General features: G+C 65.2%; 14 protein-coding genes. 6 read left to right on the top strand and 8 right to left on the bottom strand.

Going from position 1 to position 20,855, the window contains the following annotated elements:
* Positions 1–6 precede the first annotated feature (6 nt).
* On the bottom strand, positions 7–2,982 hold the full coding sequence (locus P8R42_01775) for an alpha/beta fold hydrolase (protein MDG2303374.1): 2,976 nt from the start codon (positions 2,980–2,982) through the stop codon (positions 7–9).
* Between the two features lie 93 nt (positions 2,983–3,075).
* Here P8R42_01775 and P8R42_01770 point away from each other — a divergent pair, with 93 nt between their 5' ends.
* The 4 genes from P8R42_01770 to P8R42_01755 all read left to right on the top strand — a co-directional run bounded on the left by P8R42_01770 (position 3,076) and on the right by P8R42_01755 (position 6,346).
* Positions 3,076–3,501, top strand: coding sequence for a hypothetical protein (locus P8R42_01770; protein ID MDG2303373.1), 426 nt, complete (start codon positions 3,076–3,078; stop codon positions 3,499–3,501).
* Positions 3,489–3,965: a hypothetical protein gene (locus P8R42_01765; GenBank protein MDG2303372.1), complete on the top strand. Its 477-nt coding sequence runs from the start codon at positions 3,489–3,491 to the stop codon at positions 3,963–3,965. Before P8R42_01770 ends, P8R42_01765 begins: the two co-directional genes overlap by 13 nt.
* A gap of 28 nt (positions 3,966–3,993) precedes the next feature.
* The gene (locus tag P8R42_01760; GenBank protein MDG2303371.1) at positions 3,994–4,770 is read left to right on the top strand and encodes an SDR family NAD(P)-dependent oxidoreductase; all 777 of its coding nucleotides are present in this window, start codon (positions 3,994–3,996) and stop codon (positions 4,768–4,770) included.
* 589 nt (positions 4,771–5,359) lie between these two features.
* A complete protein-coding gene (locus tag P8R42_01755) occupies positions 5,360–6,346 on the top strand; it encodes a TauD/TfdA family dioxygenase (protein MDG2303370.1) in 987 nt (328 codons plus the stop codon).
* 4 nt (positions 6,347–6,350) lie between these two features.
* Here the strand turns inward: P8R42_01755 and P8R42_01750 are convergent, their stop codons facing one another.
* The 4 genes from P8R42_01750 to P8R42_01735 all read right to left on the bottom strand — a co-directional run bounded on the left by P8R42_01750 (position 6,351) and on the right by P8R42_01735 (position 13,345).
* Positions 6,351–7,544, bottom strand: a complete 1,194-nt coding sequence (locus P8R42_01750; GenBank protein ID MDG2303369.1) for an MFS transporter — start codon at positions 7,542–7,544, stop codon at positions 6,351–6,353.
* Between the two features lie 44 nt (positions 7,545–7,588).
* Positions 7,589–8,569 carry an aldo/keto reductase gene (locus tag P8R42_01745; GenBank protein MDG2303368.1) on the bottom strand — a complete coding sequence of 327 codons (981 nt, stop codon included), beginning with the start codon at positions 8,567–8,569 and terminating at the stop codon, positions 7,589–7,591.
* 839 nt (positions 8,570–9,408) lie between these two features.
* On the bottom strand, positions 9,409–11,628 hold the full coding sequence (locus P8R42_01740) for a DUF3604 domain-containing protein (GenBank protein ID MDG2303367.1): 2,220 nt from the start codon (positions 11,626–11,628) through the stop codon (positions 9,409–9,411).
* Between the two features lie 22 nt (positions 11,629–11,650).
* The gene (locus P8R42_01735; protein MDG2303366.1) at positions 11,651–13,345 is read right to left on the bottom strand and encodes a glycosyltransferase family 39 protein; all 1,695 of its coding nucleotides are present in this window, start codon (positions 13,343–13,345) and stop codon (positions 11,651–11,653) included.
* Positions 13,346–13,491: 146 nt separating this feature from the next.
* On the opposite strand from P8R42_01735, the gene P8R42_01730 reads away from it, so the two are divergent.
* Positions 13,492–14,109: a glutathione S-transferase family protein gene (locus P8R42_01730; GenBank protein MDG2303365.1), complete on the top strand. Its 618-nt coding sequence runs from the start codon at positions 13,492–13,494 to the stop codon at positions 14,107–14,109.
* 179 nt (positions 14,110–14,288) lie between these two features.
* On the opposite strand, the gene P8R42_01725 is transcribed toward P8R42_01730, so the two are convergent.
* Genes P8R42_01725 through P8R42_01715 form a run of 3 tightly spaced genes read right to left on the bottom strand, consistent with a single transcriptional unit; the run spans position 14,289 to position 19,380 of the window.
* On the bottom strand, positions 14,289–16,559 hold the full coding sequence (locus P8R42_01725; protein ID MDG2303364.1) for a DUF3604 domain-containing protein: 2,271 nt from the start codon (positions 16,557–16,559) through the stop codon (positions 14,289–14,291).
* The gene (locus tag P8R42_01720; GenBank protein MDG2303363.1) at positions 16,556–18,931 is read right to left on the bottom strand and encodes a penicillin acylase family protein; all 2,376 of its coding nucleotides are present in this window, start codon (positions 18,929–18,931) and stop codon (positions 16,556–16,558) included. Before P8R42_01720 ends, P8R42_01725 begins: the two co-directional genes overlap by 4 nt.
* A gap of 11 nt (positions 18,932–18,942) precedes the next feature.
* Positions 18,943–19,380 (bottom strand): CoA-binding protein, encoded by a 438-nt coding sequence (locus P8R42_01715; GenBank protein ID MDG2303362.1) that lies wholly within the window; start codon positions 19,378–19,380, stop codon positions 18,943–18,945.
* Between the two features lie 76 nt (positions 19,381–19,456).
* On the opposite strand from P8R42_01715, the gene P8R42_01710 reads away from it, so the two are divergent.
* A complete protein-coding gene (locus tag P8R42_01710) occupies positions 19,457–20,704 on the top strand; it encodes a cytochrome P450 (protein MDG2303361.1) in 1,248 nt (415 codons plus the stop codon).
* Positions 20,705–20,855 lie beyond the last annotated feature (151 nt).

Here is a 20,855-nt window from a genome sequence, read left to right as displayed (position 1 = left end):
GGCGGCTCAGTACCGCTCGCTTTTCTTGATGCGGGTGTAGATGGGCAGGGTCGGGTCGAGCCGGTAGCGCTTGCCCGACCCTTTCTTGCAGCCTTCGGCGCGGAGCGGCTGTTTGCGCACGCGCTGGCCCGACGTCATCGGGAGATCGTCGAGGACGCGGACGAGGGCAGGGCGCTGCTCCGTAAGTAAAAGCGCGTCCGCGGTCTGGCGGAAGGCCTCGGCGTCGAACTTGTGGCCCGGCCGGAGAGTGATTGCGGCTGCTACCGATTCGTCGTCGTCGCCCGGGAGGACGACGCCGTATACGGCGCAGAGATCGACGAACTCCAGCTCGGTGGCGAGCAGGTCCTCAATCGGAATCGTGGCGATCGCGCGGCCCTTGGTGTGGATGACGTCGGACACGTGATCCACGAGCCAGTAGTCGCCGTCGGGATCGCGCCGTACGAGATCGCCGGTGTCGAGCCAGGCGTCGCCGGGGTTGAACACACCCCGCAGCGGTCGTCCCTCGACCTCTCCACGTTCCGGGGCCGCGCGAGCGAGGAGGAGGCCTACCGCACCACGCTTGCAGCGCTCGGCAAAGCCGTTGCCGCGCTCGACGAGCCCGCTGCGGTCGAGATCCCACGCGGCGAGCGCGAGTTCGGCTCCACCGGGAAGCGGCCGGCCGACGGAGCCGACCTTCTCGCCGGTCAGATTCACGAGCACCGCGTTGCCCTCGGTCGAGGCGAAGAACTCGATCGCCAGCGCCGGGCGAAAGCGGTCGATCAATCGCTGCCAGATGCCGGCGGGCATGCCGCTGCCGGCGAACAAGCGGATGGGGTGATCGCGTTCGGCCGGATTGCGTGGGGCGTTCACGAGCGCGCGACAGAGGGTGCCGCTGTAGAAGACGACGTTGACTCCGTAGCGTCGGATGTCGTCCCAGAACGTTTCGAGTTCGAAGCCGCGCGTCATCGCGAGGCGCGCCCCGCTCACGAGCGCTCCGCCAACACAGACGAGCATGCCGGTCGCGTGATGCGTGGGTGAGACGCAGTAGACCGTATCGCGGGACGTGAGTGCGGTCGCCGAAGAGGTCCCGTATGCGGACGTGGCCCAGCGACGATTGGTGACGCGACTCATGCCGAGCCTGTGGCCGTCTCCGGTGATGAAGACCATGGCGAGCTCTCCGGCGCGTCCCGGGTTCGGTCGGTACCAATCCGGGGGCGTCACCTCCGAAGGATCGATCGCCTCCATGTCGATCAATCCGTCGGCGAGCGATCGGGGGTCACCGCCGCCGCCGAGTACGAGGACCTTGCGGCGGTGCGCCTTGTAGGCCGCTTCTCCGAGCTCCGGGTCGGTCAGGAGATGACCGATGGGCGTGAGTTCGAGTTGCTTCTTTAGAGAGACGTCGGGGCGCAGGAGAACGATGACGGCGCCGAGTCGAGAGAGTGCGACCGCGGCGGCGACGGCGCTGGGCCGGGTCTCCATCAGAAGTCCGACGTGATCGCCGTGGCGTACGCCGCACGAGAGCAAGCCGAGCACGATGTTGTCGATGCGGACGTTCGCTTCGCCGTAGTTGTACGCTCGACCCTCGAACAAGAAGAATGTGTCGTCGCCGGATTCGTCCGCTTTTTCCTGGAGCGCCTGCCCGGGGCTGATCGGTGTATCGCTGCGGATCGACGCGAGTCTCGAGAGCCGGGGCAGCTGTGGTGCAACGGCCTCGAGCATCCGGCCGAGTGTGCCCATTCTCCCACCGACCATTTCGGCCGCGCCCGACGCGAGTTCCTTGCCGATGTGCCACGCCGTTTCGGCGCCGCCCACCAGATCGTCCATGACCGTGTGCTGTGGTGCGTCCTCGATGATGGTGGACGACAGCGCACGAGCGGCCAGAGGGCGTGGCCCTTTCTCTTCGCGCCAGCGAATCCACTGCGCGACGGTCGGCCAGGTCTCTTCGATCGCGCGGCTGCCTGCGACCAGGCCGAAGTGACCGGCGTTGAGGCTCACCTCGTAGGATTCGGCTCGCGGCGCGGCGGAGTGGATCGCGCGGACCGTAGGCGCGGGCGCGATGGAATCCGTGTCGCCGGTGAAGGCGAGGATCGGGCAGGTGATGTCCGCCAGCGTCACGGTGCGGTCGCCGATGACGACACCGCCGCGCAGGAGTCGGTTGTGCGCCACGAGCTGTTGGATTGCGTCGCGAAGAGCGGGCCCGGGGAATGCGGTCCACGCCTCGTCATCCATGAAGCGGCGCATGCCCTCGCGCTCGAGAAGCGCTTCGCGATCGTAGAGGCGCTTCGCGAATTCGATGCGCTGTTGGACCGTCTTAATCGGGTCCATCAGCTGGAAGCCGAGCCGCGTCGCCCAACGTGGGATCCCGGAGGGGAGGAGGGACGAGTCGATTCGCCCGACCTTCTCGACGAGGTCGAGGATGAACTCGGTTGGCACCATGTCTAGCAGTGCACGATGTAGATCGACGGGGCTGCCGAAGGTGATCAAAGAGGACAATCCCTCGGAGCGGATATACGCGGCCGCTTGGTACGCGAACATCCCGCCTTGGGAATAGCCGGAGAGATGGACGTCCCGGCCGGTCGCGGTGCGGACGTCTTCGACGGCGTTACAGACGGCGATGACGTGATCGCTCAGGGTTCGTTCGAGACCGCCCTCTTCCTTTTCCGGTGAGCCGAAGTCGACGACCCAGGGATCCATCTGGTGGCCCTGCAGGGCGAGGACTGCGCTGTATTCGGGGGCGACGTCCCAGACCTCTGCGGTCATCATGAGCGGCGGGATCAGCAGTACGGGTGGCGCGCCCGCCGGTACGTCGTCGGGGAAGTACCGCCGCAGCCGGTGCACGGGCCCTTCCGTGACGACTTCGTAGGGCGACGCCTGCTTTTCGCCGAGTCCGCCGAACCGAGCGATCTCGATCCCATTCTGGACGGCCGCGAGAAATCGACGCGCGAGCCGAGTCGCCTGGGGACGCTCGGTGGTCGGCGCGGGGTTCGGGGCGGGAGCACTCATCAATTTCCTTCCTACGGGTCCGGCGGCCGTTTTGGAAACTCCCAGGTCGGCGACGGTTCCCTCTTGCGCGGCTCTGCGGTAGATCCGGCAGAGGTGAGAAGGCTCCGTCTGCGGGGTCTAACCGCCCTGGTCGTGGTCCTCCCGCTGTGGTGCATCTGCTTGTTGCTGCATCTGGGGCTGGTGATGAACGGGGAACTCGGGTGGTTGCCCGTGATCGCCCAGGCGCCCGGTGCGGGTTCGAGCCCGGTGGTCTCCGCGTTCTGGCCGGAGGCGGGCATGCGCGGCACGCTTGCCGTGAACGTCGCCTTCATCCTCACCGCGATGATCGTGGTGGCGCGCACGTACCTGCAGGCCGACAAGTACGGGCGGCGCCAGGTGAAGTGGGTCGGGCTCGGCCCCTATCTTGGAACGGTCCCGGTGCCGGCTGCCGCGGCCTCGGCGGGGGTCGATCCGAGCCTCTGGTGGCTCTACGAGGCGAGCGTGATCGCAACGCTCGCGATTCCCGTGTGCGTTTTTTAGCACGCGTTTCGGCGCAACTGTTCGACATCGATCGGCTGATCAGCGAGGCCGCCGCCTTCACGATCTTGTCGGCATTGCTCGTGCTGACCGTCGTGCTCGTCGTGCTTCGGGTCTTGTCCCTTGTGGGCGGTGGCCTCGGGGAGAGTTCTACGGCGGAGTTGCTCACATCCATGGCGATCGCGGCCTGGCTCGTTCCGGCGCCCGGTGGCGTCGGGGGTTGGGTCGAGCGCTTCTTCTTCGAGGAGCGCGGCGGAACTGTCGTGGAGTTCAATGGCGACGGGATGATGACGGTCTTCGGTGCGCCGGAGGCGCATGAGAGCAAGGAGCGCGCGGCCGTCGGATCCGCGAGTGATATCGTGAAGGGCGTCGCGAGAATGCGTGTGGCCGACGGCGCGAGCCTGTCGGCCGGCGTTGGGATTTTGACCGGGCCCGCCTTCGTCGGCAACATTCGCGCGGTGGCTTAGCAGTGCCCTGGTAGGCTACGACGGGGCCATGCCACGCCTCAGTACGAGAAGTCGGTCGGTCGAGGGAAAGGTCGTTCTGGTCACGGGAGCGGCGAGCGGAATGGGCCGAGCGACGGCGCATCTCTTCGCGGACGAAGGCGCGAAGGTCGCGGTGACGGACCTGAACGCGGAAGGTGTCGGGCAAGTCGTGGACGAAATCACCGGGGCGGGTGGTGTTGCGCGAGGGTGGGCTCTCGATGTCAGCGATGGTGAGCAGATCCGCGCCGTCGTCGGCGAGATCGATCGTGACCTCGGCGGCGTCGACGTGCTCGTCAACAATGCGGGCATCTCGATCGGTGCGCCGATCGGGGCGGATGACTACGAAACGCATTGGGACCGCGCGCTCTCGGTCATGCTGACCGCGCAGGTGCGGCTCGTTCGGGCGTGCCTACCGTTGCTCCAGCGCAGCGGCGAGGGACGCATCATCAACATCGCGTCGAGTGAAGGCCTCGGCGCGCAGTTGTACGCGGGGCCGTATACGGCGGCGAAGCACGGAGTGATCGGTCTCACGCGCTCGCTCGCCGTCGAACTCGGGAAGACCGGAATCACCGCGAATTGTGTCTGCCCCGGGCCGATTCGAACCGGCATGACCGCGGCCATCCCTGATGACGCGAAGGAGAAGTTCGCCCATCGTCGTGTCCCGCTGGCGCGGTACGGGGACCCTGAGGAGGTCGCCCACGCGACCCTGAACCTGGCGCTTCCTGCCGCGTCGTACATCAACGGGGTGACCCTCCCGGTCGACGGTGGCATGACCATTAAGAACTGACGGCTTCGCGCGATGAAACTCACTTGGCGGCGCGGTTGGTGGGTCCTGACATCGATCGTCCTCACGGTTGGCATCGCGGAGGGCGCGGCGGAACCGCGTCGTGTGGATCAGGTGCTTCTACGCGTCAGGCCGCGGAGCCTCGAACCAAAGTTTCCGTTCCCGCGTCCTCAGGTCGCCGTGCATCATTGGCTGGATCCGATCGTCGGCATCACGGAGCTTCTTCGGGTGGCGTGTAGGCCGATCGCCACAGGGATCTGCGGGCAAAGGACGAAGTTGATTACGGCTACCGACTGATCGTGGCGCCGGGGGCCTCCGACGGGAGCTGATGTCCAGGCCCCTGCGCGTCCGATACTTCGAGAGTGCGCGCGACCATAGCCCCGGAAATCTCTGCTCTCGTCGTCCTAGTCGCTCTCGCCGCCGAATGTGAGGAGGCCGAGTTTTCGCAGGCCCGCCGCGGCTGCTCGGACTCGATTTTCGAATGGGAGGACTGTCTCGAGAACGAAGGGTTTGAGAAATTCGGCGAAGGTTGGCGCCGGGTGGAGCGCTGATTCGGTCTTAAGCGGTCGGCTCGGCGTGGTAAGGCTGCGTGGTGGACGAGCACTTTCGATCATACGCCGAACAGACCGTGCACTACTTCGATCGGTCCAATGAGGGCGTCCTCGATAGCCCCCTCGACGTGCCTGCCGCCTGGCGTGGCGCGGACCTCGTGCAGGATGTGAGTTGGCGCTTTCGGCTGACCGCAGAGCACGTGGCCGAGTTGGAGGCGGCGCTCTGCGTGGCGAAACGGACGGGCCGCCCGACGGGCGAGCTTACGGTGGAGGACTTTCCGCTGACGGCTCTTGGCAGCGCGATTGTCTCCTGGCGCAACGCACTCGATGGTGGGCGCGGGTTTGTCTTGATCTCCGGTGTGCCGGTCGAGCGTTTCGGGGAAGCGGACGCGCAGATCTTCTTTTGGGGTCTCGGTCTGCATCTCGGGCGCCCCGGTGCGCAGAATCCGGACGGTGATCTTCTCGGGCACGTCATCGACACGGGAGAGGATGCGGCGAATCCTCTCGTGCGGCTGTACCGAACCTCGTCCGACATCGCGTACCACTGCGATGCGGCCGACGTCGTCGGGCTTCTCTGTCTGACGAAAGCGAAAGAGGGCGGCCTCTCGCGGATCGCGAGCTCCGTGACCGTGTGGAATGAAGTCGTTCGTCGCCGACCCGACCTTGCGTCGCGGCTCTTTGACACGTTCCCGCTCGACATCCGCAACGAAGAGCGCTCGGGGATGGCCGGTTGGCTTCCGATACCGCCGTGTCGGTACGGGGGCGGCCAGCTGCGGACGTTCTACCACAGCGACTATTTCCGCTCGGCGCCGCGGCACGCGGATGCCCCTGCCCTCGAGGGAGCGGACCTCGAGCTGTTGGATCTCTACGACGAGATCGCGGTCTCCGAGGACGTGCGACTCGACATGGATCTCGAGCCGGGGGATATCCAACTCGTTTCGAACCACACAGTGATCCATGCGCGGACTGGCTACGAAGACACGCCGGACGCGCGGCGCCATCTCCTTCGTCTCTGGTTGTCGCTCTAGGACCCTAGCGAAGCGACCAGAGACGGGTCGTGAGACAGAGGACGGCGGCCGCCGCGCCGGCTGTCACGGCGGAGAAGACGAGGGTGCCGTGTAGGCCGAGCGGCTCGGCGAGTGCTCCGGAGAGAACACTGCCGAACGGGCTCGCCCCCATCAGACCGAGCGTGTAGACGGACAGCACGCGGCCGCGGTTCTCCGCCGAAGCGTGCTGTTGGAACAGAGTTCGCCCGGTGTTGATGAACAGCGAGCCGGATACGCCCCACAAAAGGACACTGAGGGCGGTTCCCTCGAATGGCAGACCGATTCCGATTGAGGCGATCGACGTGGCACCGAGAATCTGACCGATCGCGAGCGCCCGTCCGTTGCGTTCGATTCCGCCGCGCGAGACGATCACGGCGCCGCCGCCGACGGCACCCAAGGGGAACATGCCTGTCAGGATGCCCATCTCGCCGGCGCCTCCGCCGTAGACGTCGCGTACGATGAGCGGAAGGATCACGAGGAACGGTCCGATGAAGAACATCCCGGTCGTGATCGAGAGCAGGAAGACGGGGCGAAGGATCGGGGAACGAACGACCTCGAGGAGGCCTTCGCGGAGTTCTTGAAGGCGGATCGGTTTGCGGGGCTCGTCGGGTGCCTTGGGGCGTCCGGGCAGTCGTGCGACGAAGCCGGTGCCGACCAGCAGGAAGGCTGCTTGCGACGCGATGATCGGGCCGGGGCCGGCGAACGTGGCAAGACCACCGATGAACGCGCCGCACATCTGCGCCATGTGCTGCACCATCGTGAGCCCGGCGACGGCGCGGCTCAGTCCCGCGTGACGTACCACGTCGGAGAGCTGCGTGTCGCGCGCGGGCATCCCGAAGGCCTGCAGCGTCCCGACCGCGAGCGCGTACCCGATCAGCCACTCGTACGAGAGCTCGTCCCGAACGACGAGAAAGCACAGGGCGCCCGCGACCGCCGCTGTGAGGAAGTGGACCACGAGCAGCACGCGGCGTGGGTCGAGCCGGTCGGCGGCTGCGCCTCCGATCAACACGAAGAGGAGCGACGGAAGCATCATCGCCATCTGCGCCGTTCCGACCAGGGTGGCCGGGGCGCCGAGGCCTTCCACCACGAGCCACTGGAACATGACCTGACTGGTCCCCCAGAAGAGGAACCACGAGGCCATGCCCCCCAGCAGGTTGGTGAATGGGGTTGCTGCGGGCATGACCGCTCTTGGGCGCGGTCTAGGAGCCATCTTGGGTTAGGCTTTTAGTGCCCGAGAACGGGGTGCGGTATGTATGCCGCTTCGAGCTTCAGGATCTCATCGTCGGTGAGTTCGAGTCCCACGGCTTCGATCGCGTCGTCGAGATGGGGGAGCTTCGTTGCCCCGATGATGGGCGCTGAGACCCCCGGGCGCGAGAGCAGCCACGCGAGTGCGGTGCGCGCGGGCGGCACGCTGCGCTCCTTTGCGACATCGAGGTTCGCCTGGACGACGTTCCAGTCGGACTCCTGCGCGTAAAGGAAATTCGCAAGGCCGTCACTGCCCGCGCGCGTCGTGGAGTCCTTGTCATTTAGAGCCTTGCGGCTGCCGGTGAGCATGCCGCGCGCGAGAGGCGACCAGGGGATCACGCCGATGCCCTCCGCTTGGCACTGCGGAATCATCTCGCGTTCTTCTTCGCGGTAGACCAGGTTGTAGTGGTTCTGCATCGACACGAAGCGCGCCCAGCCGTTGTGCTCGGACAGACCGAGGCATTTCTGAAACTCCCAGGCGCACATCGAGCTCGAGCCGATGTAGCGAACTTTTCCTTGCTGGACGAGCCAATCGAGGGCGGCGAGGATTTCCTCCATCGGAGTGAACTTGTCGAGGCGATGGATTTGGTAGAGATCGATCGCGTCGACGCCGAGCCGCTTCAGGCTTGCTTCGCATGCTTCCTGGATGTGCTTGCGGGAGAGACCGCCCTGGTTGGGGCCCTGTCGGAATGGGAAGAACACCTTCGTCGCGATGACGACCTCGTCGGGGCGTCCGAACTCGCGCAGCATCTTGCCGGTGATTTCCTCGCTGCGTCCGAGCGAGTACATGTCGGCGGTGTCGAAGAAGTTGATGCCCGCCTCGACGGCGCGCCGGAAGAACGGTCGGGAGGCGTCCTCGTCGAGAACCCAGTCCCGCCAATCCTTCGTGCCGTAGCTCATGCAGCCGAGGCAGATTCGGGACACGTCGAGGCCGGTGCGACCGAGCTTGGTGAACTCCATGCGTACTCATCGCTTCCGGATGGCGCGGAGGCAAGCTGGAAGTGGGCGTGTGTGTCCACGTTCGGGTAAAGCGATGTCGTGCACGAACTCCCGTTCACCGGCCCGTGGATGCTCGCTCCGATGGAGGGGGTGACCGAACCCGCTTTCCGTGAGGTGGTGATAGAGCTTCATCGGCCCGAGGTTCTGGGCGGGGCCTTCACGGAGTTCGTCGTCGTTCCGCGGAATGCGCCGGTTCCCGACCACGTGCTTCGCAAGCACCTGGGCCGCAATAGCTTCGGGACGCCGGTTGGGATGCAACTCATGGGTTCGAACCCCGACACGATGGCGGAAACCGCACGTCGGGTGGAGGCGCTTGGCGTCGTCCCGGTTCTCGATATCAATTTCGGTTGTCCGGCGAAGGGTGCTCTGAAGACCTGCTCTGGGTCGGCGGCCCTGCGGGACCCGCTCTCGATGGAGGCGGTCATTCGTCAGGTCTCGGACGCGGTCAGGGCGATCCCCGTGACGGTGAAGATCCGGGCCGGTTTCGACAACGCCGACCACGTCGAAGACCTGGCTCGAGCGGTGGAGCAGGGCGGCGCGGCGATGCTCACGATCCACTGCCGAACGCGCTCCGAGAAATACCAGGAAGAGGTCTACTGGGAACGCATCGCGCGCGCGGTGTCCGCCGTCTCGATTCCCGTCTGTGGCAACGGGAGCATCAAGACCCATGCGGATCTCGAGCGTATGCGCCGCGAGACTGGATGTCGCTACGCGATGATCGGCCGCGGCGCGCTCGCGGACCCGTGGGTGTTCTCAGGCGAGCAGGTAGACCGCCGCCGGTCCTTCCAGTTCCTGTGCCGCTACGTCGAAGCCATGCGCGAGTCCGGCCCCGGGCACCCCCGCGGCCTGGCGTCGCGAGTGAAGCAGTTGATCCGAAATTGGACCGCGGGAGACGCCGTCACTGACACCCGCACCGATTGGCTCCGAGAAACGGACCCAGATCGACTTCTCTCGAGGCTAGAGGAGGAGGCCGCCGGCGGTTCGAACCAGATGGGCGACGTCCACGCGCGTTCGTGGATGACCTGCGGGATGGTGTCGTCGGTGCAGCCGGCGGGCCGGTCGTCCGCGGCAAACTCGAGGCATTGCCGCCACGACCAGCGACAGGTCGGATTCTCGATCACGCGCGCGTAGTATACGGCGGCTTGCTCGGCGTCGAAGTCGGGGTCACGCCAGACACCGCAAAGGCTCGCGTAGCCGGGGCCCGAAGTTTCGCAGGTTGCGAGGTCGACAGCCGCGCCGTTGTCGGCCGTACCGGCGACGTCGTACACGGCCTGGTAGAAGCGCCCGTGCGGTCCGACCCAGCCCTTCACGATCTGCGCGCGCTGCAGCAGACCACCGGGTTGCTCAGGGGTCCCCGCGTCGTGCGCCGCAATCACAGCGAACGTCGGGGCGCCGTGTCCCACCCGCTCCGGAAGATCGGAGCCCATCGGGACGCCAATCGCGTAGCCCTGTTCGACGAGATCTTCCCGATCACAGAGATCGCTTGGTAGATCCCAGCCGCCGAAGAAGCGCGGCGCTATGCGCGGTCCGCTCGTCGCGAACGTCTCGCGCCGTCGCATGCCGTCGAACAGCGAATCCCGCGAGTTCTCCTCGGCCCAGACGCCCGCGAGACCTCCGGGGTTCCGACTCACTTCCTTCCGGTTCTGCGGGGTTCCCGCCGGGGCGGAAGAGAGTCGGAGCGCCGCCGTCATGTCCTCGACGCCGCCGGAGCCCGGGTAGCCGGCCTCACTTATACCGCCGGGATTCCCGTTGTGGGTGTCCGTGCTCCCGATGAAGCCGAACTTAAACGGATTGACGCCGATTCGCTTGCCCTCTCGGAGGCCCTCGATGAGCGCGTATCGGACGAAGTCGAGTCGGGACTGGCAGCCGGCACCCTTGAGCGCACCTTTGCCGGTGTCTTCGACGCAATCCTCCGGCGCGTTGGGCCCGATCCCGCGAACCTTCTCGAAGTCGCAGAACTCATCGGTGCCGCCGAGGACTCCGTGCATGCCGTTCGCGCACTCGGACTCGCCTTTGACCTGCATCATCTCGACGAGCGGCTCCATCGACGCGCGAAGGGCGGCCTGCTCCCGCTGCTCTTCGATCGGACGGTCGCGGTACCAGACGTTGAACATGTTGCCGTTCGAGAGGTTTGGATTGTGAGGGATCGAAAGGACGTCGCAGCCCACCTGGGGGTCGAGGCAACGTTCTCGCAGGCGCTGCCAAAGCTCTTGCTCGGTCTGCGTGTCTATCCACGAGATCGGGAGTTCGGGTACGATCTCGTTGCGGAAGATCACGTTGCGATGGATCTTCGAGCGGCCGGGGCTGCGGCTGTACTCCCACGCCGGGAAGGTCGTGAATTCGCAGGCGGCGCTTCGGTCGTAGAACCGTTCGGCAGACTCCCGTGTGTCGTCCCAGACAGACTTGGTTGCGGCCCGACATTCCTTCGAGTCGGGGCCGCAGACCTCGCTGTTTCGACCACCGATCCCGACGACGCCGACGATGCGTGAGTGGCTACCCGTCACACCAAAGAGCCACGCGAGCCAGGAGTCTTCCTCGCCGCGGAAGATCCGACAGCTGTGGGTGTCGTACGCCGCACTCCTCGGGTCGAGGCAGATCTTGATTTCGCCCATCCACTCGGCGTGATCGGTGACCGCCGCGAAGTCGAGAGGGCGGTCGATTCGGATCTGCCGCCTGCTGAGTCCGTTGTCGCCGGTCGGCATGATGTCGACGGGCCGGCCCGTCGCATAGCGATAGGCATCGTCCGGGGTGAGCAGCGTCTCGCGAATTCGCGCATCCATCGAGTAGGCGGTGTGAACGTGGAGGTCGCCGTACAAGGGTTGGCGCAGGGGGTCGTGGTTCGCGCAGGGTTCACGGGCGAGGAGGGGCTGGGCCACCGCCGGATCGCCCGGGGGGCTCCATTCCTCGCTTCCCGGGTTCTCCGGGATGAGGACGCACCCCACCGGGACGATGAGGAGGCACAGGAACAGCGCGAGCCGGGCCAGATGGCCCCTGTGCGCCGAGAAGTCAGCCGGCACCATGAACCCGCGTTACTAACGAATCCTACTCCTGGTTGCCCAGTCGGTCCGGGGCGGCCGCGAGCGGCTTCTCGAAGAGCGACATGCCCACGTGCGTGCTCAGGACGAAGCCGGGCGCGCGGGACGGTGGTTCCACTTGATGCCGCCAGTAGTGCAGGAGCCCGATCTGACCCACGGGGGCAGCCGTCTGGGGCGCAGCGGACACCTCGAGGAGCTCGAGCATCTCGCGCATGGAGTTGAACGGTCCGATCGCGCCCACCTTCTTCTGCACGCGGGCCGCGGGTTCGCCGACACAGCCCTCGGGGCAGAGTCGATGGATGGTCTGGCGAGTCTGGATCGGCCGATCGCTGCCCCGCAGGATCACGCGGTCGTCGAGTCCGTACCATTCCAGGTATGTCGCCAAGACGGGGTTGCTGATGTGTCCCGGGCGGCGGCGCTCGGCGATGAGCAAGTAGACCTGATCGGGTTCCAGCGCTGCGACCTGGTCCTGCAGGTACACCATGAGCGACTTGAAGTGCCGCACGGTCTTCGATCGTTTGAACCGCGGGTTCGGGTTGTCGAGATGACGGACGACGGGCGTCGCCTCCGTGCCGACGACCAGCACGAGTGCAAGGGCGGTGTAGATCGCCTTCCGAGTGGCCTGCCGTAGCTTGGTGCGCCGCAGTGGGTCCAGGCCGCGCACGGCGACTAGCAGTCCGCCGGCCGCGACGATCGCGAAGATCGGAAGCAAGAAGAAGGAGTGGCGCGGGTGGAAGTAGTACTCTTTCCATCGCTCGATCTCGACGATGATTGGGATGGCGAAGAAGGAAATCCCGAGGCCGGCGGCAATCGCGACCCGGTCGCGCCCTTGCTGCCATCCGTGCCAGATGAGGAGTGCGAGACCGGCGAAGAACGCCGCGAGCAAGAGCGGATTCCCTCCGGCAAAGAAGTCGAACGCCGTGTAGGTACGCTCCCAGGTGTCGATGCCGTCGGTCGCGCGACCGTAGCGAACTCCGAGGAAGGTCCCACGTAGGTAGGCGCCTACGGCGCTCAGGACTGCCAGCCCGCTCGCGAGAGGGAAGGCGAGTCGCACCAATTCTCGTACCTGCTTGGGTCGTTTGCGGAGGTCCATGAGCAGAAGGACCGCGAGGATCAAGTACTGCCCGAGCGTCACGAGGAGCGACATGAAGCCGGTGGAGAAGTAGACGACGGCGACGGCAGTGTACGCGATCCAGGCGCCCGTGCTTCGCCGGCGGAGCACGAGAGCCGAGAAGGCGTACAGGTTAACGACCGCCATCAGCGCGAACATCGAGTAGTTCCGAACCTCCGCCGCATACAGCGAGTGCGACACCGAAATCGCGAGGATTGTGGCCGCCACGAGGGCCACCCCCCGATCGAAGAACCGTCGCACGTACACGTACGTGAAGAGAACGGTCACCACGCTCCACAGAAGGGCCGGCGTGCGGTAGTACGCCTCGATCCACTCGAGGGAGGGTGCGGGCACGGAGCGCAGCCACGCGTTGAGCAACAAGTAGTCGGCGGGCACGGCGCCCGCGTTGCCGAACCCGGGCGGGATGCCGAGCTTCACGGCTTCGAACACCGAGAAGAAGCCGCCCTTCGTCGCGGTCTTGAGATGAACCAGCTCGTCCCACCACAGCGTCATCTCCGCGATCGGCGCGACGCGAAGGAGCATGGCGACGATCCCGAGGACGAGCAAAGCGACCACGTCGAAAGTGCGCAAAGCGACCCCTTCCGTCCCCGATTTTGGTGCGGTCACGGTGAGACGTCCCCCGTGGGCGGCCGCGGGTCAAGTGGTGGCGAGGTCAGGGGGCGCGGTGGTAGGTTTTCGACGGATACGACTACGCGTATCGAGAGGAGCATCGAGAAATGAAGCTGCACACCGGAATGGGTCCCAACCCACGCACCGTTCGCATGTTCGCCGCCGAGAAAGGCCTGGATCTTCCGCTCGTGGAGGTCGACCTGATGGCCGGTGAGAACCGTCAGGAGCCCTACAAGCAGAAGAACCCGGATGCGCGCCTGCCGTGCCTGGAACTGGACGACGGAACGTTCATCTCGGAGATCATCCCGATCTGCGAGTACCTCGAGGAGAAGAATCCGTCACCGGCTCTGGTCGGGACGACGGCCGAGGAACGCGCCGAGACCCGGATGTGGGTTCGCCGGATCGATCTGAACATCATCGAACCCCTCACGAACGGTTTTCGCTTCGCCGAGGGACAGGGGCTGTTCGAGAGCCGTATGCACCTGATCCCGCATGCCGCCGACGACTTGAAAGCGATCGCGCAGGAGAACCTTGCGTGGTTGGACGGCCTCATGGGCAAAAATGAGTGGATCGCCGGCTCACGCCTCACACTCGCCGACGTGTTCCTGTTCGCCTTCGCCGATTTCGGCAAGATGGTCGGTCAGACCATCGACCCGAAGTGTGCTTGGCTGACGTCGTGGCAGGACCGTATGGGTGCGCGCCCGAGCGCCGTGGCTAGCGCCTGAATCGGACGTACCGAAAAACTGCGTAGTGCCCCGCCCCCCGGGACCCGGGGCACCACGCAGGATCCTCCCGCGCCCGGCCGAAATCAGTAGAAGCTCGCGTGTCCGCCGTAGATCAAGGCCCGTGGCCACACGGACAGCGGCTTTTGCAAAGCGAGCGTTCCGGTCCTCCGATCGGCCGGTCAGGTGGGTGCTTGCTCTGCTGCCTTGGGGCGCTCCGCCTCCGGTTGCTCGGCGACCGGTTGTTCCGGCGCCGTGTAGTCGACGAAGATCGGCGAGGACCACGCGCGTTCCTGGCTCGGGCCGAGACAATCCTGCCCGACTTCCGGCGCACACCAGTCGATGGCGATCGCCCGACCCTGCTCATCGAACGTGGTCTTGAGCTGCGCGCCGTTGATCTCGGAGGTCTCCACCTGCACCGCGCGGGCGTAATACAACGTGTCGCGCGCGTCCTGCGGAAAGCTCGAATCTTCGAACTCGACGACGCACCCGGCCGGATCGAGGTCGCAGTCGAATCGCTTCCAGGGATCCTCGATGAGCGGCTCAATCGCTTCGTCTGCATCGTTGCGGGTTCGAATTCGGATGATCTCGATGGCGGCGATCGGATGTCGTTCATCACTCGGGTTGTTGCACTCATTTCGACAAAGGCGCGTGACACGATCCTTGGAGAGGCCGTGGTGGACCCACTCGGGGCAGCCGGCTTTCTGAATCGAAGCACCGGCGGCGCGCACTTGGAACCGGGGTGCCTCGTCGCGCTCGACCTGACTCCCCATCGGGAAGCGCTCATTGCCGTCGAGAAGGTCGAACCACAGCAGAATCCGCGGTCCGCTTGTCCCGTAGACCTCACGACGCTGCATCGCTTCCCAGATCTCCTCGCGGCTTCGACCTTCGGAGTGTACGGCTGCGATGCCACCTGGGTACAAGAAGTTCGAGATACGAAGGTCGTTGCCGGACAGACGAATGGGCCCGGTCGCTGGTCGCGCGGGCTGCTGGGGGTCGTCCATCCGGGCCAGGTAGTCCTGAAGCTTCAGGACGAGACCATTCGGTTCCCCGGTGATGTCGGTCATCATCCCGCGCTCAACGGGCTTGTAGCCGGTTCCGGGGCGGCCGGAGTGGCCGTCGCTCGAGCCGATGAAGCCGTAACGGAAGCGTAGCGGCTTGCCATCGGCCCCGGTCGCGTCGTCGCGCGTGAGGGTCATCGCGTACTGCACCGATTCGAGCGGGCGGTACGAGAACGCGGGTTTGAAGCAGTCGCGACATTGGTCGCAGTCGAGCCAGTCCTCCAACGGGGCATCCGGGAAGACCTCCCGAGGTTTGGTGTAGGCTTCGGTCGCGAAGGCGCGCGCCTGGATGACGCGTCGTTCGCATTCGTCGGCGGGCAGATCGCCGCATCGCGAGCGCATGATCTCACCCGCCTGCCAGCAGCACGGTAGATAGTCTTCGGTGGGCTCGGGGCATACGACGTTCCCGTTGGCGTCGGTCTCCCATTCGCGGAAGGCGCGGTACTCCTCGGAGTTGCCGTGGCCCGACATGATTTCGACGAGGAGCTGGCGCTCGGGATCGAACTGCATGGGGTCGAGATGCTTGTCGATCTTCGTCGTTGCGGGCGTGTAGACACCCCACGCCGTGCCGTGCGGGATGACGAGCGCTTCGTAGTCCCAGTCGTCGAGCTTCTCGCGCAGAATCCGGGGGGTTTCGGCGACGTCTTTGCAGTCGGAGGGATTGTCGCGAACCGGGACGCCGTCTTCACAGAGCGGCTGGTCGATCACCCGTGTCACGTACTTCATGTAGTCGTCGTACTGTTGGTAGTTCCACGGCGTGACCATCCGCATCATCCCGATGTTGTCGCGTGCTGACGACATGATGTCGGTATCGGCACGGGAGCCGATCGGGCGGACGGGAAGCGCGTCGTCTTCGGTGTCGCGGAAGAAGACGCAGCGGTGTCCGTAGTGTGACTCAGGGGTCGTGCCGGCCTGGCTCCATTCGAAGCCCATGAAGGCGACGACGTCGGGATCCGTCGGGTCGCCCGCGACCTGGTTGCACTGCCGCACGCTCTGCTTCGAGGCCTCCCACGTCTGCTCCACCAGGGACTCGGCGTGGTCGGTCAGGGCGTAGAAGTCGAGGTCGGCACAATAGCGCGCGAAGTCGCACGCGTCGTTCGGGGGGTGTGCGCCTTCGCCGCCCAGCACGGGCAGCGAGAAGAGGTAGGCATCGAAGGAGTACGTCGTGTGAACGTGCAGATCGCCGAACAGGACGACTTTGTCGTCGCGCGGAGTCTCGCCGAGTGCCCGCCCGACGTCGCGCCGACCGGTGTCGGTCGCCGTGACGTCGGCCGCGGGCCGGGCCGGGCCCTCGATCGGTGCATCCCAGTTCGGACGTCCGGGATCGCAGCCGATCAAGAGCGCGGCCACCGCGAGAGGATGTAGAAAGTGTGCCCGGGGGCGAGAACTCATGGCTGGAGGGTCGTCTCGGAGATCTTCTCCGCCTCGATGTCGTCCGCGCAGTACGGCATGTCCACCCACTCTTCGGCGGAGTAGACGCGCGTCATGTCGGCGTAGTGCGGCGATGCCGGATCGGTCGATTGCGAGTAGGTGAGGACCGCGTAGGCGTCGGGGCACTCGCTCTCGTCCCACGTGACGGCGTGGATGTAGCTGTTGCCGGCCCGGATGGTGCCGAGGCCTTGGTCGTCGACGTACCGCGACGAGATCACGCTGAACATTGAGGCGCCCGAGCCGCCGTGGATCGGGATGCGCTCGTCTCCGTCGGTACGGTACTGCACCTGGCCCCAGGGGCGGTCCATCGGCAAACCACGGTCGTCCACGAGCTCGTCGACCGCGGCGCCGAGCGACGCCTTGACCTCCTCGACGACCGCCGCGTCGCCCACGTTGAGCTCTCGCGGGGTGTTCACGGAGTCGTTCGCGTCGAACGGGACGGCCCAGAGGTTGGCGACACCCGACACCTCGCTCCAGAACTCTTGCCAGATGTGCGGACCTACGCTCGTCGTGTTGAAGCGGCCGTCCCAACTGCCGAGCACCGCACACGCTTGGGCTGCCTCGGCGGGGTTGCCCGCGTAAGGTGTCCAATCCTCTACGCCTTCACAGATCGAGAGCACGTCCGCGCGAATCAGCTCGCCACCGATGTTGCGGTTACCGTAGAGCAGCTCCTGAACGTGCGCGACCGTGAAGCCGGGTGCGCCGAGGCCGTCGGTGCCGGCGAGGCGATCTTCGACTTGGACGAATGCTTGCCGCGTTCGGAGCGACTGCTGAACGCGCTCGCGCCCGATGACGGGAGAGAAGTTTTCGAGGAGCTGGTTCGGATTCGACAGCCAGTAGCTGTCGTTGGAATTGGCGACGTAGCTCTTGGTTTCGAGCGACGGGAGGTTTTCTGGGCTGAAGATTCCTTCGCGCGTGTTCGGGTCGGTGCCCCACTCACACTCGCTGCGCGAGCCGTCGAGAGAAGGGAAGCCCTGCGAGGTGAGGATGAATGTGAGGGGCGTGTTGCCGCATGTGGCGATCTTGTCGGCGCTGATGTGCGGAACCGAGCCGATGTCGGCGTAGTACGCGGTGCCGGCACGGTCCGCGGCAATCGTGTTCACCCAGGGCACGCCGAGAAGTCCGAGGGCGGTCTTCAACTCGGCGATGCTCTTCGACTTGCCGATCTCGAGCCACTGGGACAGCGCCTGCGTGTTGAAGAGGTTCGCATCGGCCACAGCGAGGACAGTACCAAACGCGGTCGGCCATCCGCCGACGATTTCGTTGATCGAACCGATGTCCACGATCGGGCCGAAGTGGCTCATGTAGATCGTCTCGGTGCGGGTCTCGACGGTGCCATCGTCCAGCGTGATCTCGGCGCTGACGGGATGCGCTTCGATCTGACGGATCTCGCCGTCGTACCGGTAGCGCATGGGGTCGTCTTCGAGGATCTGGAGCTCGAAGAAGCCGAAGCGGCGGGCGGTCGAGACCGTGTGTGACCACGCGAGGTCCTCGTTGAAGCCGATGTTGATGACCGGAACGCCGTGCAGGGAGGCACCCATGACGTCGTAGACGTCGGGAATCGTCAGGTGGGCGATGTAGAAACGTTCCGGCCCCTGCCAGGGGAAGTGTGGGTTGCCGAGGAGGATGCCGTAGCCAGTTTGTGACGCGTTCGAACCGATGCCGTACGCGTTGCTGCCCATCTCGGTGGGGGGCGGAAGGCCGATGTCGGTGGCGGCGAACTCGAAGCTCTGCGGCGCGCGCTCGCCGGCCTTTGCCGTCGATTGCGAGGGCGGCGTCGCGGCGATTATGGCCGGCGCGAGGGGGCCGGTCGAACCGCGGAGGATCAGCTTGCGGAACACCTTCGCGAGATCGAACGGCGTGACGTCGCGGACCCAGGCGGCGTCCCGGCAACCTTCGGGTCCTTCGGCGAGCGCGCCGGCGCCGGTGTCTGCGAGGTAGCGGTTCATTCCGGCCGCGTAGCCGTCGACGAGGTCCTGCAATTCCTCGGGAGCCGAGGGGGTGAACTCGTTCTGGATGTAGTCGTCGGTGTTGTAGAACCGGTAGACGAAGTCGTCGGACAGGCTACCGTCGTCGCCGAGGTAGAGCGCAGACTCGCCGTTTGCCCGCACGACCTCCTTCATGAGGACGCAGTAGTTGTCCTCCGAGTAGGCGTAGCCGTATCCGAGGCCTAGTCCGTAGAAGTTGTTGGCCGTGATGTGGGGAATGCCGTACGTCGTTCGTACGAGCTTCACGCCGTCGGTGCCACCGCCGCCGTCGCTCAAGTTGGCATCGGAGCAGCTGGAGACGGTGAGGACGAGCGCGGCGAGAAGGGGAAGAAATCGGTTGGGCATAATGATCCTCTCTATGATCGGACTTCGTTCTGGAACAGACGGCGGTACTCGATCGAGGGGCAGCGGTCCATTACGACGGTCATGCCGCCCTCGGTTGCACGTTCGGCGGACGCTTTGTCGACGACGCCGAGTTGGAGCCACAAGATCGTAGAGCCGATCGCGAGTGCCTCGTCTACGATCTGAGCGACGGCGTCGGGTCGCCGGAAAACGTCGATCATTTCGATGGGTTCGTGGATGCTTTGAAGTGATGTAGCCACGGGTCGCTCGAGGATCACCCCACCACGGGGGTTCACGGGAAAGACCAGATGTCCGCGATCTTGCAGAAGCTGTGCGATCCGATGACTGTCACGAGTCGGTTCTGCGGAGCAACCCACCACGGCGATCGAACGCGGGGTGCCCAGGATCTCCCGGATTCGCTCGTCTGCCGGGTTCTGGAAGCGAACTGCCACGCTTGTTCATACAGGAGGTGAAGGGCCGGATTCCAGGCTGCTGGCTCTGACGCACCGGGTGCAGTAGGTTTGCCAAATGTTCGATGACACGCTGACACGCGAAAATTTCAATCTCGTCTCCGGCCCGGACTACGCGGCCAAGGGCTATCCGCACTCGATCTGGACCCAGCTACGTAAAGACGACCCGATTCACTGGTACGAGCAGGCCGATGGTGGCCCCTCGTTCTGGGCCGTCACCAAGTCGGAGGACATCCAGACGGTGGGCCGTCTCCCGGATTTGTTCCAGAACGGCCCCCGGTTGGTCCTAGACAATACCCAGGCGAATGACTCCGATTTCCCGGCGACGCTGATCCAGATGGATCCGCCGAAACACACGGACTATCGCAAACTCGCGAGTAAGCGGTTCACGCCCGGCAGGCTTCGGAAGCTCCACGGGGACATCGAACTGCTCGCCAAGGAGATCATCGATTCGATGCTCGCCGAGGGGAACGAGGGCGAGTGCGACTTCGTCGAGAAGGTCTCGGCACCGCTGCCCATCGCGGTGATCGCGTGGTTGCTCGGCGTGCCGCGTGAGGACTGGCGCCTGCTCTTTGACTGGACGAATCGCACGATAGGCGCGAACGACCCCGACTTCATCGGCGACGGCATGACCGGGCGCGAGACGGCGCTGCAGGCGATGACGGAGCTGTTCACGTACTTCTCAGGGCTCGTCGAGGATCGCCGGAAGAATCCGCAGGACGACTTGATCACATTCTTCGCCGAGATGGAGGTCGACGGGAAGCGGATCCCGGACGTCGACGTCCTCACCTGGAACCTCATCATCGTGATTGCGGGCAACGAGACGACGCGCAACGCAACGAGCGGCGGCATGCTCGCGCTCATTGAGCATCAGGAGCAGCTTCGGAAGATCCAGGGCGACGTCGATCTCTTGAAGAACGGTGTCGAGGAGATCCTCCGCTGGACCAGCCCGATCATCCACTTCTGCCGCACGGCGAGCGAGGATACCGAGCTCGGCGGCCGCAAGATCGAGAAGGGCCAACACCTCGGCCTCTTCTACCCTTCGGCGAATCGTGACGAAGACGTCTTCGAGAACCCGTTCGAGTTCCAGATCGATCGCTACCCGAACCGCCACCTCGCCTTCGGTGTCGGCGAGCACTTCTGCCTCGGTGCCCACGTCGCCCGCCTCGAGATGGAGTTCGCCTACCGCTACCTGCTCCCCCGCATCGAAGAGATCGAACTCGCCGGCCCCGTCGTCCGCCTCCAATCCGCCCTCGTAGGCGGCCTAAAAAGCCTCCCCATCCGCTACAAGCTGAACGAGGGGTAGGGACGTTGGTTAGTCTCGGCCTTTTTGTTTAGTCGCGTCGTTGTCGCACAACGGGACTCGGAAGCTCGGCAATTTGTTGCCACCACTTTGAAATCTTTTGTTTGTTAGATTTTTGTAAGTTAAGGTTTTTCTTTTTTATTGTTTTAGTAGT

The organism is Candidatus Binatia bacterium (genome assembly GCA_029243485.1).
Taxonomy (GTDB): domain Bacteria; phylum Desulfobacterota; class Binatia; order UBA12015; family UBA12015; genus VGTG01.
Note: the sequence above shows the minus strand (reverse complement) of the source record. Positions and strands in the feature narration are given on the sequence as shown.

Bases quoted from the DNA above. Each gene is read 5' to 3' on its own strand.
- P8R42_01775 (MDG2303374.1), bottom strand. From the start codon at position 2,982: ATGAGTGCTCCCGCCCCGAACCCCGCGCCGACCACCGAGCGTCCCCAG.
- P8R42_01720 (MDG2303363.1), bottom strand. From the start codon at position 18,931: ATGCCCAACCGATTTCTTCCCCTTCTCGCCGCGCTCGTCCTCACCGTC.
- P8R42_01760 (MDG2303371.1), top strand. From the start codon at position 3,994: ATGCCACGCCTCAGTACGAGAAGTCGGTCGGTCGAGGGAAAGGTCGTT.
- P8R42_01725 (MDG2303364.1), bottom strand. From the start codon at position 16,559: ATGAGTTCTCGCCCCCGGGCACACTTTCTACATCCTCTCGCGGTGGCC.
- P8R42_01730 (MDG2303365.1), top strand. From the start codon at position 13,492: ATGAAGCTGCACACCGGAATGGGTCCCAACCCACGCACCGTTCGCATG.
- P8R42_01750 (MDG2303369.1), bottom strand. From the start codon at position 7,544: ATGCCCGCAGCAACCCCATTCACCAACCTGCTGGGGGGCATGGCCTCG.
- P8R42_01710 (MDG2303361.1), top strand. From the start codon at position 19,457: ATGTTCGATGACACGCTGACACGCGAAAATTTCAATCTCGTCTCCGGC.
- P8R42_01740 (MDG2303367.1), bottom strand. From the start codon at position 11,628: ATGGTGCCGGCTGACTTCTCGGCGCACAGGGGCCATCTGGCCCGGCTC.
- P8R42_01745 (MDG2303368.1), bottom strand. From the start codon at position 8,569: ATGGAGTTCACCAAGCTCGGTCGCACCGGCCTCGACGTGTCCCGAATC.